The organism is Streptomyces sp. NPDC043726 (assembly GCF_056436565.1).
The window spans coordinates 808,952-824,781 of the sequence record NZ_JBWKCI010000002.1; the positions used below are offsets into that span (position 1 = coordinate 808,952).

A 15,830-nucleotide genomic window follows, 5' to 3' on the forward strand; every position below is an offset into this window, starting at 1 on the left:
ACATCGATGTAAATAGCTCGGGCGCAGATTCTGCGGGATCCGCTGGCCGGAAAGCGCTTTTCGCGATCGGTATGATCGCCGGAGTTCGGAAGGAAGGGCAGCGTGGCGGCCAGACCGAGGATCAAAGACGTGGCGCAGTACGCCGGCGTCTCACCCAAAACCGTCTCCAACGTGATCAACAACTACGAACACGTCTCGGAACGGACCCGCACCGCCGTCCAGGAGGCCATCGACGCCCTGGGCTACCGCGTGAACATCGCCGGCCGCCAGCTCCGTCAGGGCCGCACCGGCATGATCACCCTCGCCGTGCCCGAACTTGACGTCGCCTACTTCTCCGAACTGGCCCGCCACGTCATGGAGGTCGCCGGACGCCACGGCTGCACCGTCCTAATCGACCACACCGGCGGAGAGCGCGAGCGCGAACTGGCAGCACTGCATGGATTCGACACCCAGTTCTGCGACGGAGTGATCCTCAGCCCCCTGTCCCTGCTGCCCCGCGACCTCGCCACCCGGGACCGCCGACTGCCCCTCGTCCTGCTCGGCGAGCACCCCGCCGAAGGACACACCGACCACGTCGGCATCGACAACGTGCGCGCCGCACGCGAAGCCACCGAACACCTGCTGGCCCGGGGCCGACGCCGCATCGCGGTCATCGGCGGCACCCTGCGCGGCAGACAGGGCACCGACCGACTGCGCACCGACGGCTACCGCGAGGCCCTGGCCGCGGCGGGCCTGCCTCTCGAAGCCGACCTGGTGGTACCGGTGGAGGCCTACCACTGGCGGGACGGCGCCGAAGCGGCCGCCCGCCTGGCCCGGGACACATCCCCACCGGACGCGCTGCTGTGCCTGAACGACAACCTGGCGCTCGGCGCCCTGCGCGCCCTGCACGAGGCCGGCGTGCGCGTGCCCGAAGACCTCGATGTCATCGGCTTCGACGACATCGAGGCCTCCCGGTTCAGCGTGCCCAGCCTGAGCACCGTCGCCCCCGACAAACAGGAGATCGCCCGCCTGGCGGTCAGCCTGCTCCTGGACCGCGTCGACGTCCCGGACTCATCCGCCCCGTACCGCGACGAGGTCGTCGGCCATCGGATCGTCGTCCGGGAGAGCAGCGGAGGCTGACGCCGACGCACATGGACCACCGTGCGGATGAGGCCTGGCGGGGCACATGTTGCGTGGGTGCGCCGACGGTCCAGTCGAGCCACCCCTGGGGTGTGCCTGTCTCGCGCACCACGAAGTACGGAGGCCAGGAGCCGACTTGCTCCTGGCCTCCGTCCGTCAGGCCGCCGTTTCCGGCGTCGCTCTCCGCATCGCGGACCCGGCGTCGATGAAGCACGCGTAGGCGATGCATCCGCTCACCAGAAGGCCCAGAACGCCGATCACCGTGTCAGGGCCGGGAGCAGAGGCAGCTGATCCGGCGAACGCGGCGATGGCCCCCTCGCCGAGCGCGAGCAGCGCCAGCCACACCACGCGCACCGCCCGAGGCGTGATGTCCCTCGCCCGGGCGGAGCCCAGCAGCACCACCCCGCCCACCATGCCCAGCACGGCTGCGATGAGCAGTGCCCGGTACAGGAGTTGTCCGAACTCCAGCAGTGTGACGTAGGCGAGCTGGGCCAGCAGCAGGACCGGAGCGACCTTACGGCGCACGAAACCCATCAGGCGTTGCTCCTCACGAGACGGCCACTCTTGATGATCCACAGCTGGCCGTCGGACACATGCTTCCGGCAGGAGCTCTTGGACGACTTCAACGCCTCGTACTTCCGGTCGTGCTTGTCCTTGTAGTACCGGCCGATCGCGCGCCCCTTCTTGTTGTTTTTGAGGTCCATCTCCTTGTCGGCGCCTCGGGACTGCGACTCGTGGCGGGTGGCCACCTCGTGCGAGGGTCCTGTCCGGGTAGTGGGCCTTGGCCTTGTTGTCGCCGAAAGCGTGAGGGGGCAACTCGAGCCTGAGTCAGACCGCGTCGTGGTCTGCTGCGGCCCAGCGACGGATGTGCTGGTCGGGATGGGCTTGGGCGGATGCGAGGGTGTTGTCGAGAAGTGTGTGCAGGTGCGGCGGGTATGCCGCGTGGGAGGTAGGCAGGCTCAGCAGGACACGTTTGCGTATCCCCGGATCAGTCGCCTCGGCGAACACCTGCATGGAGGCCTCCAGCCATGCGTCCTGGATGTCTCGCGACTCGTCCAGGGCGGGATCACGTACCCCATCGGGTCCGTACGCTGGGGACCGATCCGCGCGCAGAGGCACGTAGGCGCAGTACCAGGCCCGCACGGCACCCGCTCGCTCGGCATCAGTGCCAGTCCGTAGATAGGCGACCAAAGCTGCCATCACACGGCGGCGCCCGAATGCGTAGACCGCCGGCTCGACGAACCAGCGGCAGAAGCTGGGATCCGGGTCGTACACGGCTGCCGCCATCAACGGCGTGAACAACTCCTCGGGCAGACGCGCACGTTCGAGCAGCGGCTTACGCACAGCGTGAGCGAGGTGGCGTGCACGTCGGCCCTTCGGCTCCACGTTGACGTCTTCGACGTCCAGCAGCCGAGCCACCTCCGTCACACACATGAGAAATGAACGCGGTTCTATGCGGCTCTGTTCGTCTTCGGACACGACAGCATTCTGGACCGGCTGCGTCGGCAGGCACGCCAGCGGTGGCCAAAGCCGGCACGACTCCCGCCGAAGTGGTCGTAGAACAGGTGCATGGTGTGGTCGAGGGCCTTGAACCGGTCCGTTCGGGCCGTACTCGCTGCCGTGCGGGCCTCGCCCGTGCCATCGTCGGCCGGCCTGGCGGCAGGAGTGGGGCAGGTCGACGCAGTGATCGGCCACGAAGGTGAGCGGGCTGACCGCGTGATCGCCCGGTCAGGACTCGCATCCGATCTGGGCGTATACGGCGAAGTGCTGATTATCCGGATTCAGACGGATTTCGTAATCGGCGGATTCCTGCGAAGGGCGAAACCATGAAGCGTCCAATCGTCTCACCCGAAGAGCCCCCGCCAGTAGAGGGACCGATCGCCGAGGCCCATTCCGAGCGCGCGGACGACGGCGTATGGCGGCATCCGGACTTCTGGCTGACGCTCATCATGCTCGCCTCGCTGGTCATGGCCGGCGTCTTCGTGGCCCGGACGTAAGGCCTGAAGGTCGACAGGGTGCGGCGGCTGGGCAAGGGCTGGTGGGGCGCACGGCCTGTCGCTGTTCCGCGCGGATTCTGTCGACCCGGGGGCCGAGACGACTTTGCCGAGGTGCGGGGCCTCCCGGCCACTTGGTCGGCGTAGGGCTGGTTTCTGGGGCTTGTCGGGGACGTCGGCGAGGTGGCCGGGGGATGGATCGGCGATGTCGTAGGGGGTTCGCGTACGAGCCGGCGCGCTCAAGGCGCCGTGGTGGGGAGGGCTGGGTGCGCTCATGCGGTGGTTCTCGCTGAGGTCCGGGGCGGTGGCGGAGGTGTCCGGGCATGAGGTGGCGGTCTGGAGGACGCCCCCCCACGAAGCAGCGATCCACCCCACGAAGCAAGAGATGTCCGCATCGAAGTCGAAGTGGCGGGGCCGTCCGCGGCTGTGCCGCCCGGCATGCCGGGTGCCGTCAACTGGACGGTGAACTTCCGTATATGGGCGGGCACTTGTGTGCGTGTGGCCGTAGAGCCCGGGTAGTCGGGAGTTCACGTGCGAACGAGAGGAGTGACGTCTCGTGGAACCGCGGGAGAGTACCGCGAAACCCAGGCTCGACACCTTGCGGCGAGGAACCCGTCAACGCGCCCAGTTACGTGTCCGGCTCGCCGACATCGCGTGGACCTGTCTGTGTGCCGTGCTCGCCCTGTGGGCGGCCGTGAGCTCGCTCGGAGCGGCACGCGGGACGACGGCCTGGGCTTACTGTGCGGTGGCCTGGATCCTTCTGGCCTTCGCGTGCTCCATGGTGCTCGCCGGCCACCGGCGCAGGAAGCGGCTCTGACAGCTGGAGGAGGCGGAGCATGAAACGGATCCAGGATTTCCTGGCGCGGCACCTGTGGGCGCAGATCGCCCTGTCCATCCTGGCCGCCAGCGTGCTGGTCGCGCTGCTCTTTCCGGGGCGCTCGTTCGGGACCGTGGTGTTGCGTACGGCGGTCATGTCGATCGGCGGGGTCTGCGTCATCGTGATCGCGCGCCGCAAGGAGAAGCGAGCCGCGGGCGGGCGGACGAACGACCTCGTGTCGTTGGACCGGAAGCTGCGCAAGGGTGACGTACCGGAGGACCCGCAGGAGCAGCGTGCGATGCGCGATCTGGTCGCACAGCGGTTGCACCGCACCCGGCACCGCGTGGCCGCGCTGGTCTTCCTCGCCGCGCTCTTCACGACGGTCACCGTGCTGACCGCCCTCACCCAGGGGCTGCGACAGACCATCGGCCTGACCGTGATCAGTGTGACGTTCATCGCGTGGATGACCTACTACGGCAACCTCCAGAACCGCCGACTGCACACCATGCGCGCGGCGCTTCAGGGCCGGGTCGAAGGCGGCGCCACCAGCGGCGCGTCTTCGCTTCGCGCCTCGGGATGATGCGTTGCTGCCGCCTGCAGGCACACGGTCCTGCGTCCGCGGGTCCTGGCTGCGTTGATGATCCGCAGGGCCTGTGGTTCTCCAGCCGGTAGGAGCGGGTGCGGGCGCCGTGATGAGCACGTGCAGCGGCGTACGGATCGTGGCCTGGAGGCCATCGCCCTGTGAGGACCTCGACTGCCTCTCGCAGGCCAGTTGGCACTGACGGTGATCCCCCGAGCCGGGCCAGGCCCGCCCGGCAGGCCGAGCAGCCGGGCGGGCGAATCGGCCTTGTGAAGCTGTGCCGAGCTTGCCGGACCCGGACTGTCGGCTAGAGCCTCGCTGGCTGCGGGCCCGCCTCGCAGGTGGTGCGTCTATGTATATATCCGGCGAACTTGCCACTGGTGCACACATCGTCTTCACGTGTGTGCAGATGGCAGGCTTGAGGTAGGGCGGGGTTGCGTAGAGGAGACCGTGTGCGCGATCGTTGCCTGAAGGCAATGATCTCTTTTGAAGTGGTGAGGTGAGGGATTCGCCCAGCGGGTCCTCGATACTTGGTTTTCACCCGAGCGCAGAGCGCCGCAGACACGGAGCCGGACTTCCCATGGGGCCGCGCCCCGTACCCGGTCCTGGTCACTGACGCGGCGGGCCTTCTCGTGCAGCGCAACGACGCGGCACGGGTGCTTCTCCCCGCAGCCCGTCCCGGGATACCGCTGGCGGGGGTGGTGCCGGCCTGGCTGACCGCGGCCCACCAGGCGATGCGCTTGCCCAGGCCGCGGTCCGGGCAGGAGCCGAACGCGCCGTTGTCCGGTGTGATCGAGGGACGCCGTTACGAGGCGCACCCCAGCGTGCGAGACGACGGCACGGTGGCGTGGTGGCTGGTCGACGACACCGATCACCAGCTGGCCCGTGAGGCCCTGCACGTGGAGCGGGAGCGGACCGCGTTCCTCGCGAAGGCGTCCAGCACCCTGCTCTCCTCCCTCAACCTGGGGCGCTGCATGGACGTGACCGCGCAGCTGGCCGCCGAGAACCTCGCCGATGCGGCGCTGGCCATCGCCCCGGCCCGCGGCCACCGGCTGCCCGTGGTGACCTGCCTGCGCGGCGGTACCCCCAGCTCCTCGCAGCAAGCGGTGGACCCGGACGCCGTTCCCGGCTTGGCCGAAGCCCTGCGCGGGTTTCCGCCGGTGCCCTCCAGGTGGATCGATCCTGCCGCCGCTCCGGACTGGATGATCCCCGAAGGCTTCGGTCCCGTCGGAGCGATGGTGATCACGCCGCTGCCCGGGCACGGCGTCTCGGCGGGTGCACTGGTCCTGCTGCGCAGGGAGGGCAGCGCCGCCTTCACCGAAGAGGAAGAAGTCTTCGCCCGCCTGTTCGCCGCGCGCTCGGGAGCGGCGATGTCGGCGGCCCGCCTGTACGCGGAGCAGACAGCCATCACCGAGGTGCTCATGCGGGAGCTGCTGCCCCCGACCCTGCACCGGATCTCCGGAGTGGACTTCGCCGGCAGCTACCGCCCCTCGGCCGACCACGAGCGCGTCGGTGGGGACTTCTACGACGTGCACCCCGCCACCGTGGAGGGCGAGCCCTCACTGGTGACCCTCGGCGATGTGTGCGGCAAGGGCCTGGAGGCCGCAGTCCTCACGGGCAAGATCCGCAACACCCTGCACGCCCTGCTGCCCCTGGCCGACGACCACCACCGCATGCTCACGCTGCTCAACACCGCCCTGCTCACCTCCCACCACACCCGCTTCGCGACGCTGGTCCTGGCCTCCGCCGCCCGCCGGGGCGACGAGGTCCACGTACGGCTGACCAGCGCCGGTCACCCGATCCCGCTGATCGTCCGGGCGAACGGCACCGTCGAGGAAGCCGACACCAGCGGCACCCTGGTCGGAGCCCTGCCGGAGGTCCGCGCCCACAGCACCAGCGTCACGCTTGCCCCGGGGGAGTCCTGCATCCTGTACACGGACGGCATCACCGAGGCCAAAGGCGGCCCGATGGGCGACACCTACTTCGGTGAGAAACGTCTCCAGAGCGCTCTCGCAGGATGCGCCGGCATGCCCGCCGAGGGCATCGTGGAGCACGTCCAGATGCTCGCCTCCCAGTGGCTCGGTGACCGTCGGCACGACGACATGGCTGTCGTCGCCATCTCCGCACCCCGCACCCGCCACCTGAGCGCGGTGAATGACGCTTCCCGGGGTAGACGCACCGCATGAGCACCAGCAGCCCGCCCCGCCTCCCCGGTCACATCCGCCTTCCCGAGCTGTCCGAGCAGCTCTGGACGGCCGTGGCCGCCGGAGACGAGCCCGCCGCCACCGATGTCGTCCTGCGCGCCCTGGACCAGGGCGCCGACCCGGAGTCCGTCCTCCTGGACGTGATCGCGGCGGTCCAGGGCAGGGTCGGTGAGGAGTGGGCCGCGAACAGGATCAGCGTCGCGCAGGAGCACACCGCGACGGCCATCAACGAACGCGCCGTCGCCGCGCTCGCCCAGCACCCCGCCTCCCGCACCACCCCCCACCGGGGCCGGATCACAGTGGCGTGCGTGGACGGTGAATGGCATGCGCTGCCCGCCCGGCTGGTGGCCGAGGTCCTGAAACTGCGCGGCTGGCAGGTGGACTACCTCGGCGCGCAGGTCCCCTCACCGCATCTCATTTCCCACCTGCACATCACCAAGGCCGACGCGGTCGCCCTGTCCAGCTCGATCGCCACCAGGCTGCCCACCGCGCACGCGGCGATCACCGCGTGCCAGGCCATCGGCGTCCCGGTCCTGGTCGGCGGAGCGGCGTTCGGACCCGACGGCCGCTACGCGAAGCTGCTCGGTGCCCAGGCGTGGGCGCCGGACGCCCGTAGCGCGGCCGACCGGCTCGCCGAGGGGCCGCTGCCGCAACCGCAGGCCGATCACCAGCAGATCGATGACCTGCCCCACCTGGCCGACCAGGAATACACGATGGTCGCCCGCAGCAGCGGCTCCCTGGTGCGGACGGTCTTCCTCGGCCTGCAGGACGCGTTCCCCGCCATGCGCGCCTACGACGAGATGCAGCGCGATCGCACGGCGGAAGACCTCGCGCACATCGTGGACTTCCTCCTCACCAGCCTCTACCTCGGCGACGAAGACCTCTTCACCTGGTTCATCGCCTGGACCGCCCAGATCCTTCAAGCACGCGGGGTGCCCGTACTGTCCCTGCCGCCTGCTCTCGACCTCTTCGCCCGCGAACTCCAGGACTTCCCCCGGGCGGTCCGCACGCTTCAGCGTGGAGTCGAAGCCCTCACCACTGACCAACCCACCACTGGATCACCCGCATGACCACCCTGCCCCCCGCACTCCAGCTCACCACGATCGACACCCAGGACACGGTCCGCATAGAGATCACCGGCGATCTCGACTACGACACCGCCGACCTTCTCCTGGAAGAGGTCACCGCCCAGCTCTCGGACCGGCCGGGCCTGAACGACCTGCACCTGCACTGCGCGGAGGTCGGCGTCGTCGACTCCATGGGACTGTCAGCCCTCCTGATGATCGGCCGCCGCGCGGCAGCGGCCGGTGCGCGTCTGCACCTGGACGACCGGCCTGAGAAACTGACCCGGCTCCTCAACATCACCGGGACGCTGGACTACTTCACGGCCACGAACCCCACCGGTGCCTCCACCTCGCACCAGAGCACGGCACAACCCGCCACGTGACGGCGCAGGGATACGCGGGCCATCCGACCGGACCGGCCGCCACCGCCTGAACCACGCCGAAGGGCCCGACTCCGCCTCCGGCGCGCGGGACGCAGCAACACCCGCCCTCTTCGTGGAAACGGCAGTGCGTCGACGTCCAGGTCCGCAGGCCGACCGAGCATGCCCCTCTCCCAGCATCAGTTCCTGCCGGTGCGCGGCGCACGACGCGGGCCTCGAACCGACCGGTGAGCAGCGTTGCCCGGCCGTATGCGCAGCCGCGGCCGACGTGGGATCGACCGGCCGCCTGCCTTGGGCTGCCGCCTCGTGTCCCGTACGGCCTCCATGAACAAGGCGACATGAACGCGGATGATGCCGCCGAGCGTGAGCAGGAAAGTCAGGATGGCCACGCAGATGAGACCCAGCCAGGCGATGAACGCGGCTGCCCAGGCGAGTTCCGGTGACGCGGGCCGCTCGGTGGTGGCCAGCCACATGATCAGCTTAACCTCGACAGCCGCGTGGCTGACGATGAGGCCGTTCCACATCACCAGGAGAGCTGTCTCCCACGCCAGCGCGGCCGTAAGGCCCTCTCGTGGTGACGGTCTCGCTGCGCGCTTCACGAGTGCTTGGAACTCGACAGTGGCCACGACCAGGATGACCGGGATGACGGTCACCATCGTGGATGCGTAGTCGTCGGTCATCTTGTACGTCATGGTCCCCCCCGACGTGTCCTTCAGGGCTACGACGGTAGGGCAACCGCGCCTGCCAAGTGCTGTGACCGCATAGGCTCACTGAGCTCTAGCGGACCAGGGCCACGGCGCCGTGCGGGAGAACCTTCCTCGAGGCGGAGCGGCAACTTCTGAGAGCGCTCTCACGGTCTGCCAGGAGCGCGCCCTTCCTTTGGGTGATCAGTCAAGACTCGAAGGCATAACGGGCGCAACGTGGAGCCCAACTGCCCACTGTGTCAAATCTATTGACGTCGGCGTTGCCGGGACTTTACGTTTCCGGCCATCTGAGAGCGCTCTCGAAGCGTTCCGGAGCACACGGTGAGACCCCACTATCCGTCGTGATGACACGAGGTACCCCTTCATGCCACTCACCCGCAGCAGACCGGCCGCCGTGCTGGTTCTGGCCGGAGCCCTGGCCGCCGCCGGAATCGTCCCGGCCGCGACCCCGGCCGCCGCCGCCACGATCCCCGTCGGCGCCGGCAGCTACTCCGACACCCGCCCCGCCGGAACGACCGGCCCGACCACCAACACCGGCACCCCCGTCACTCCCAAGGTGACCTCCGCCGCCCAGGGCAAGCCCGTGCCGACCAACGACTGGTGGTCCTCACTGGCCTTCCAGCGCTACGGCGACAACCCCTACTCGACCCCGATGTACGGCCACCCCCTCACCTACCAGGCCGTCTCCGGCGGCCTGCAGGTCGGCTACCCGACCTCTCCCACGATCGTCGGCGAGGGCCGCCAGTACGAGTTCGCCCACAAAGCCGACCTCACCCTTGGCCTCACCGGCCTCAACTCGCCCGACACCAAGGCCGACAGCTGGTCCGACTGGACCGTCACCCCCTACTGGTCCGACGGCACCCGCACCCTGCGCACCACCATCGGCCACGGCATGCCCTTCGTCTACGCCAAGGGCTCCGGCGGCAACGCCCAGATCACCACGGCCTCGGCGCCCGCCGTCTTCGCCGACCAGGGCAACGTCCTCGGCATCACGGTCGCCGGACACCACTACGCCCTGTTCGCGCCCACCGGCAGCGACTGGAACGTCTCCGGCTCCACCGTCACCGCGGGGCTGGGCGGCAAGGACTACTTCTCGGTCGCCGTCCTGCCCTCCACCGACGCGCTCGCCACCTTCCGCAAGTACGCCTTCAGCTTCGTCACCGGCTCCAAGGTCGACTGGAACTACAGCGGCGGGACCGTGCGCGCCACCTACACCCTGACCACTGAGGCGCAGGAGGGCACGGAACGCGGCACGCTCCAGGCCCTCTACCGCCACCAGTGGCTCAACACCACGGACGCGCTCACCCCGTACACCTACGTCTCCCCGCGCGGCACCATGAAGGTGCGCGAGTCCGCCTCGTTCACCACCACACAGAAGGCCTCCCCGGTACTGCCCGGCCTGCCCAGGACGAACGGCGTCGACGCCACCCGGCTGCGCAACTACCTCAACGACGTCGCGAACTCCGCGGACCCCTTCTCCGGTGCCACCGACACCTACTGGACCGGCAAGGCCCTCGGCAAACTCGCCCAACTGGTGCCGCTGGCCGACCAGATCGGCGAGACCGCGATCCGCGACAAGCTCCTCGGGCTCATCAAGGGCCGCCTCCAGCAGTGGTTCACCGCCGGCGGCTCCAACGAGTTCTCCTACGACCAGGCGTGGAAGACGCTCACCGGCTACCCCGCCTCCTACGGCAGCGACAGCGAGCTCAACGACCACCACTTCCACTACAGCTACTACGTCTACGCCGCCGCGATCGTCGCCCAGTACGAGCCGTCCTGGGCCGCCGACTCCGCCTGGGGCGGCATGGTGAAGATCCTTATCCGCGACACGGCCAACCCCAGCCGCACCGACAGCGCCTTCCCCTTCCTGCGCGGCTTCGACGTGTACGCCGGCCACAGCTGGGCCTCGGGCCACCAGGGCTTCGCCGCCGGCAACAACCAGGAGTCCTCGTCCGAGTCGATCAACCTCAGCGCGGCCCTCGTGCTGTGGGGCTCCGCCACCGGTGACCCGGCACTGCGCGACCTCGGCAGCTACCTCCTCACCACCGAGGCCGAGGCCATCGCCCAGTACTGGTTCGACGCCGACGAGCAGGTCTTCCCCTCCTCCTTCGGCCACGACACCGCCGGCATGGTCTGGGGCAGCGGCGCCGCCTACGCCACCTGGTGGACGGCCAACCCCGAGGAGATCCACGGCATCAACGTGCTCCCGGTGACGGGCGGTTCCCTGCACCTCGGCGGAGAGAAGGCCGCCATCCGGCGGAACCTGGCGGAGATGGAACGCGAGAACGGCGGCCCCGCCGCCGAATGGCGCGACATCCTCTGGGAGTTCCAGTCACTCGCGGACCCGGCGGCGGCGAAGTCCAAGTGGGACGCGGGCAACGCCTCCTACACGCCGGAGGAGGGCGAATCCAAGGCGCACACCTACCACTGGATCGAAACCCTCGCCGCCCTCGGCGCACCCGACCCCACCGTGACCGGCGACATCCCCTCCGCCGCCGTCTTCACCAAGGGCACGACCCGCACCTACGCCGCCCACAACTACGGCTCCAGCGCGCGCACGGTGACGTTCTCGGACGGCAAGACCCTGTCCGTGCCCGCCCGTTCGACCGCGACCGGCACTGGAACCGGCGGCGACCCCGACCCGGATCCGGATCCGCCGACCGGCAACACCTTCCAGCTGCGCTCCGGCGGCACGCTCACCACGTCCACCAGCGGCACGGCAGGCACCGACACCATCGCCTCCGCCGGCGGCACCAACCACGACGGCACCCCGTACCAGCCGCTCGTCTACGAGGCCCGCGGCGTCAACGGCACCCTCACCGCGGGCGCGGCCACCGCATTCCGGTTCCAGGTCGACGCCGGCACCACGGTCGGTCTGGGCCAGCAGGTGAGGGTCAGCTACGACCTCACCGGCAATGGCACCTTCGACCGCACCGAGACGTATAACTACTTCGCCACCGACCCCGTCGCCGGATGGGAGCAGTACGCCCAGACTCGCGGCCTGAAGTCATCGACCGGAAGCCTCGGCAACCTGGCAGGCGGCACGGTCCGGCTGGAGGTGTGGAGCGCGATCGGCAACGGCACGTCCAAGATCCAGACAGGCACGGAGAACTCCGTGCTGGTGATCCCCTTCAGCTGAGCGGGAGGTTCTTCACCGGGGGAGCGCGGCGGGTACCGGCGATCGAACCGGCGCCCGCCGCGCTCGTACGCGTGGCCCCGCGTGCGTGGGTCAGGCGGACGCGCGCCGTACCAGCGACGTCGGCGTGATGACGGAGGCAGGCGCAGGGCCCCCGGCCTCGTCGAGCAGCCGCATCAACAGCTTCACCATCAGCCGGCCCATGCCCTCGATGTCCTGATGGACGGTGGTGAGCGCCGGCTCGGTCAGCTCCACCACCGAGGCCATGTCGTCGAACCCCACCACAGCCACGTCCTCAGGGACGCTCACCCCCCGCTCCCGCAGCGTGCGCAGCGCTCCCAGCGCTGTCAGGTCGTTGGCGGCGAACACCCCGTCGAGATCCGGGTGCCGCCGAAGCAGCTCGGCCATCGCGCGAGCGCCGCCCTTCGCGGTGAAGTCGCCCTGGCACACCAGTGTGGGGTCCGCGTCGATGAGGACGTCGCGGTAGCCGTCGACCCGGTCCAGGGCCGCCGTCAGGTCGAGCGGACCCGCGATGTGCGCGATCTTGCGCCGCCCCAGCGAGACGAGGTGCTGGACCGCCTGACGGGCTCCGCCGCGGTTGTCGCAGTCGACGTACGGCGACACCAGGCTGCGGTCCACGAGCGACCGTCCGCCGAACACGGTGGGAATGCGGGACTTCTCGATCAGCGCCGGCAACTCGTCGTCGTTGTGCACGGAGAAGGCGAGCGCCCCGTCGACATGGCCGCCGCCGAGGTAGCGGGCGATCCGGTCATGATCACCACGGCCCTCGACCCACAGCAGCACGAGCTGGGAGTCGTGCGCCGTCAGCTCGCGGCTGATGCCGCGCACCTGCTGCTCGAAGAACGGGTCGGAGAAGATCCGGATCTCCGGCTCGGCAATGATCACGGCGACCGCGCCGTTGCGCCGGGTGACGAGGGTTCGGGCCGCGTGGTTGGGCACGTATCCCAGCTCCTCGACCGCCTGGCGCACCTTGTCGACCAGCGGAGCACGCACGCCCGCACCCCCGTTGACCACCCGCGACGCTGTAGCCCGGGAGACACCGGCGCGCGCCGCGACGGCTTCCAGAGTGGGGCGGGACCCCGTGATCGGCTCGGGCAAGGCGGGCTCTCCCTCGTCTGGGCACGTTCAAAAACCGGCGGTGATGCGGTTCCGGTCAGGATATCGGCAGCCTACGAAATCGTGAGAGCGCTCCCAATCGGGGGTGAGGCAGGCGAATGGGCGCACATCGTCTTGTGAAGCGGGCCGGGCCCGGCCGTGCGGGGGCGGTTCAGCCGGTGCTCTCTTTCAGTGCAATGACGCAGCCTGCGCGAGATGTTGACAGGTTCATTCCTCGTCGAGATGCTGCCGGGTACAGATTTGCATCGATGTAAATCAATCGATGTGGACGCCGAGTTCCGACGGCCAGGACCGCCCCCCACCCCCTCCGACGCGGTCCTGACCGGACGCAGTCCCCACGCCGCTGCCTCGCGGCGGCGCGGCGTCGAAGCGGAGACCGACCATGGAACGGGGCCATGAACCCAACTCGCACTCTGCGGAGCGCTGCTGCTCTCCTGCTGACCGGCATGCTCACCGCCGCATTGTCCCTGACGGCCGCCGAACCAGCCGGGGCCGGTCAGACGGGCCTGCGAGCCGCCGACCCGAGCGTGCTGCGGGTCGGCGGAACCTACGTCTCGGTGCAGTCCGTCGGTGACGGCATCGCCGTGCGGCAGGCCCCCTCCACGGACGCGCTCGCCTCGGCCCCCGCCCGCCGGGTGTGGACGGACACGAACAGCCTCGGGGAGGTCTGGGCCCCGGAGATCGTGCGCGACGGCGGCCGCTATTACATCTACTTCACGGCGGGTCGCGGAGCGGCCCACCGGATGTACGTCATCAGCTCCGCCAGCCCGGACAGCGGATACACCGGCGCGACGAAACTCGCTCTGCCGGACGACAAGTGGGCCATCGACGGCACTCTGTTCACCTTCAACGGCCAGCGCTGGTTCGTCTGGTCCGGCTGGGCCGGTGACACCAACGTCGAGCAGAACCTCTACATCGCCCGGATGAGCAGCCCCACGACGCCCACCGGCGCACGGTACGTCATCTCGCAGCCACGCGAGCCCTGGGAACGGGTGGTCGGCAACCCGTTCATCAACGAAGGCCCCGAACCCATCAAAGACCCGAACGGCCAACTGCACATCGCCTACTCGGCCAACGGCAGCTGGAGCGACCAGTACTGCCTGGCAGACCTGCGGCTGCGGGCCGGTGGGGATCCGACGTACGTATGGGACTGGTACAAGTCCAACGGCTGCCTCTTCGGTTCGCATCGCGCCACGATGATGGCCGGCTGGGACCCCACCCTGTACGTCGACGGGCCCGGGCACCACAGCTTCGTGCTCCTCGACGGCGACATCAACACGAGCCCGCCCGCCGGTCCGAGGTTCCCCCTCATGTTCCACGCGGTCCCCAGGGGGACTCCGTACGCGTGGGAGAACCGGTACTGGTACACCGGCACGTTCACCTGGTGGGGCAACGTCACCTACAGCCGCGCCAACGTCCCCGGCGCGAACACGAACACCGGCTGGAGCCTGAAGTTCTTCGAGTAGTCCCGTCGCCTCGGAGCAACTCCTGCCTGCCGTCGGGGATCTCGTTCGAGATCTCACCGCCTTGTCGGCATGACGAAAGCAGATATATAACGTGGGAAATCCAGTGCGCAGGGGCTCGGCGAACGGCTCACGGTGACGAGACCGGACCCGCACCGACCACCTGAGTCGGGTCACTCAGGAAGGACGGACGTGCGGGTCAGCCTCAAGGACGTCGCGGAGCACGCGGGGGTCTCGATCAAGACGGTCTCCAATGTGGTGAACAACTACCAGCACGTCACCCCTGCCATGCGTGAGCGGGTCCAGCTGTCCATCGACGCGCTCGGCTACCGGCCCAACCTGGCCGCCCGGCATCTGCGCAAAGGGCGCACCGGCATCATCGCTCTCGCCCTGCCCGAACTCGGCAACCCGTACTTCGCCGAACTCGCCGCCACCGTCATCGACGCGGCCGCCGAGCACGACTACATCGTGCTGCTGGACCACACCGGCGGACGCCGTGAACAGGAAGTCCTGGTCAGCCAGGGCTTCCGGGCCCGCGTCATCGACGGGCTCATCCTCAGCCCCATCGAGCTGGAGACCGACGACCTGCACGACCGCACCGAGAACGTGCCGCTGGTCCTGCTCGGCGAACGGGAGTACGACCTGCCGTACGACCACATCGCCATCGACAACGTCGCCGCCGCCCGCGCCGCAGTGCGGCACCTGATCGGCCTCGGGCGTCGTGAGGTGGCGTTCATCGGCGCCCGGCGCGGTCGAAGCGAGCCGGCACAGCTGCGCGTGCTGGGCTGGCGCGAGGAACTGACCGCGGCCGGTCTGTCCGCCGACGACGGGCTCGTCGCCGCCACCGACGGGTGGGGGCACGCGGACGGCGCGGTGGCCATGACCCGCATCCTGGAGACCGGACGGCGCCCCGACGCCGTGTTCGCCTACAACGACCTCGTGGCCATCGGGGCCATGCGCGTGTTGCACCAGTGGGGCCTGCGGGTGCCCGAGGACGTCGCCGTCGTCGGCTTCGACGATGTGGTCGAGGGACGCTTCGGCACCGTGACCCTCACCTCGGTCTCGCCGGACAAGAGTGCCATCGGCCGTCTGGCGGTGCAGTCCGTACTCGCCCGGCTCAGCGGCACGGCTCCCGAGCCGCGGCGGGTGTGGGCCGACTACCGGCTGGTCCAACGGGAGAGCACGCTCGGCCGCGCGGCCAACGAGGGCACACACGGCTGAGCCGGCCGCCG

At 69.4% G+C, this 15,830-nt stretch carries 14 protein-coding genes; 9 read left to right on the top strand and 5 right to left on the bottom strand.

The window, feature by feature from the left end; all coding sequences use genetic code 11:
- The first annotated feature begins 129 nt into the window (after positions 1-129).
- Positions 130-1,119 (top strand): LacI family DNA-binding transcriptional regulator, encoded by a 990-nt coding sequence (locus AC068Z_RS08285; protein ID WP_478553509.1) that lies wholly within the window; start codon positions 130-132, stop codon positions 1,117-1,119.
- 156 nt (positions 1,120-1,275) lie between these two features.
- Here the strand turns inward: AC068Z_RS08285 and AC068Z_RS08290 are convergent, their stop codons facing one another.
- The 3 genes from AC068Z_RS08290 to AC068Z_RS08300 form a co-directional block, all read right to left on the bottom strand.
- A complete protein-coding gene (locus AC068Z_RS08290; protein WP_478553511.1) occupies positions 1,276-1,653 on the bottom strand; it encodes a hypothetical protein in 378 nt (125 codons plus the stop codon).
- Positions 1,653-1,868 (bottom strand): DUF6973 domain-containing protein, encoded by a 216-nt coding sequence (locus AC068Z_RS08295; RefSeq protein WP_478553513.1) that lies wholly within the window; start codon positions 1,866-1,868, stop codon positions 1,653-1,655. Before AC068Z_RS08295 ends, AC068Z_RS08290 begins: the two co-directional genes overlap by 1 nt.
- A gap of 79 nt (positions 1,869-1,947) precedes the next feature.
- Positions 1,948-2,598 carry a hypothetical protein gene (locus AC068Z_RS08300; protein WP_478553514.1) on the bottom strand — a complete coding sequence of 217 codons (651 nt, stop codon included), beginning with the start codon at positions 2,596-2,598 and terminating at the stop codon, positions 1,948-1,950.
- Positions 2,599-2,945: 347 nt separating this feature from the next.
- On the opposite strand from AC068Z_RS08300, the gene AC068Z_RS08305 reads away from it, so the two are divergent.
- The 5 genes from AC068Z_RS08305 to AC068Z_RS08325 all read left to right on the top strand — a co-directional run bounded on the left by AC068Z_RS08305 (position 2,946) and on the right by AC068Z_RS08325 (position 8,161).
- On the top strand, positions 2,946-3,116 hold the full coding sequence (locus AC068Z_RS08305; protein ID WP_478553516.1) for a DUF6480 family protein: 171 nt from the start codon (positions 2,946-2,948) through the stop codon (positions 3,114-3,116).
- An 833-nt stretch (positions 3,117-3,949) separates the two neighbouring features.
- The gene (locus AC068Z_RS08310; RefSeq protein ID WP_478553517.1) at positions 3,950-4,510 is read left to right on the top strand and encodes a hypothetical protein; all 561 of its coding nucleotides are present in this window, start codon (positions 3,950-3,952) and stop codon (positions 4,508-4,510) included.
- A gap of 530 nt (positions 4,511-5,040) precedes the next feature.
- Positions 5,041-6,696, top strand: a complete 1,656-nt coding sequence (locus tag AC068Z_RS08315; RefSeq protein ID WP_478553519.1) for a PP2C family protein-serine/threonine phosphatase — start codon at positions 5,041-5,043, stop codon at positions 6,694-6,696.
- Positions 6,693-7,784: a cobalamin B12-binding domain-containing protein gene (locus AC068Z_RS08320; protein WP_478553521.1), complete on the top strand. Its 1,092-nt coding sequence runs from the start codon at positions 6,693-6,695 to the stop codon at positions 7,782-7,784. The genes AC068Z_RS08315 and AC068Z_RS08320 overlap by 4 nt, the downstream gene beginning before the upstream one ends.
- Positions 7,781-8,161, top strand: a complete 381-nt coding sequence (locus tag AC068Z_RS08325; RefSeq protein WP_478553523.1) for an STAS domain-containing protein — start codon at positions 7,781-7,783, stop codon at positions 8,159-8,161. The genes AC068Z_RS08320 and AC068Z_RS08325 overlap by 4 nt, the downstream gene beginning before the upstream one ends.
- 176 nt (positions 8,162-8,337) lie before the next feature.
- On the opposite strand, the gene AC068Z_RS08330 is transcribed toward AC068Z_RS08325, so the two are convergent.
- Positions 8,338-8,850: a hypothetical protein gene (locus tag AC068Z_RS08330; RefSeq protein ID WP_478553524.1), complete on the bottom strand. Its 513-nt coding sequence runs from the start codon at positions 8,848-8,850 to the stop codon at positions 8,338-8,340.
- Positions 8,851-9,226: 376 nt separating this feature from the next.
- On the opposite strand from AC068Z_RS08330, the gene AC068Z_RS08335 reads away from it, so the two are divergent.
- Positions 9,227-12,001 (top strand): glycosyl hydrolase, encoded by a 2,775-nt coding sequence (locus tag AC068Z_RS08335; protein ID WP_478553526.1) that lies wholly within the window; start codon positions 9,227-9,229, stop codon positions 11,999-12,001.
- A 90-nt stretch (positions 12,002-12,091) separates the two neighbouring features.
- On the opposite strand, the gene AC068Z_RS08340 is transcribed toward AC068Z_RS08335, so the two are convergent.
- A complete protein-coding gene (locus AC068Z_RS08340; protein ID WP_478553528.1) occupies positions 12,092-13,117 on the bottom strand; it encodes a LacI family DNA-binding transcriptional regulator in 1,026 nt (341 codons plus the stop codon).
- 413 nt (positions 13,118-13,530) lie between these two features.
- Here AC068Z_RS08340 and AC068Z_RS08345 point away from each other — a divergent pair, with 413 nt between their 5' ends.
- Together AC068Z_RS08345 and AC068Z_RS08350 are read left to right on the top strand one after the other, a co-directional pair.
- Positions 13,531-14,601 carry a glycoside hydrolase family 43 protein gene (locus tag AC068Z_RS08345; protein ID WP_478553530.1) on the top strand — a complete coding sequence of 357 codons (1,071 nt, stop codon included), beginning with the start codon at positions 13,531-13,533 and terminating at the stop codon, positions 14,599-14,601.
- A 189-nt stretch (positions 14,602-14,790) separates the two neighbouring features.
- Complete coding sequence (locus tag AC068Z_RS08350) at positions 14,791-15,819, top strand: LacI family DNA-binding transcriptional regulator (protein WP_478553532.1); 1,029 nt, start codon at positions 14,791-14,793, stop codon at positions 15,817-15,819.
- Positions 15,820-15,830 lie beyond the last annotated feature (11 nt).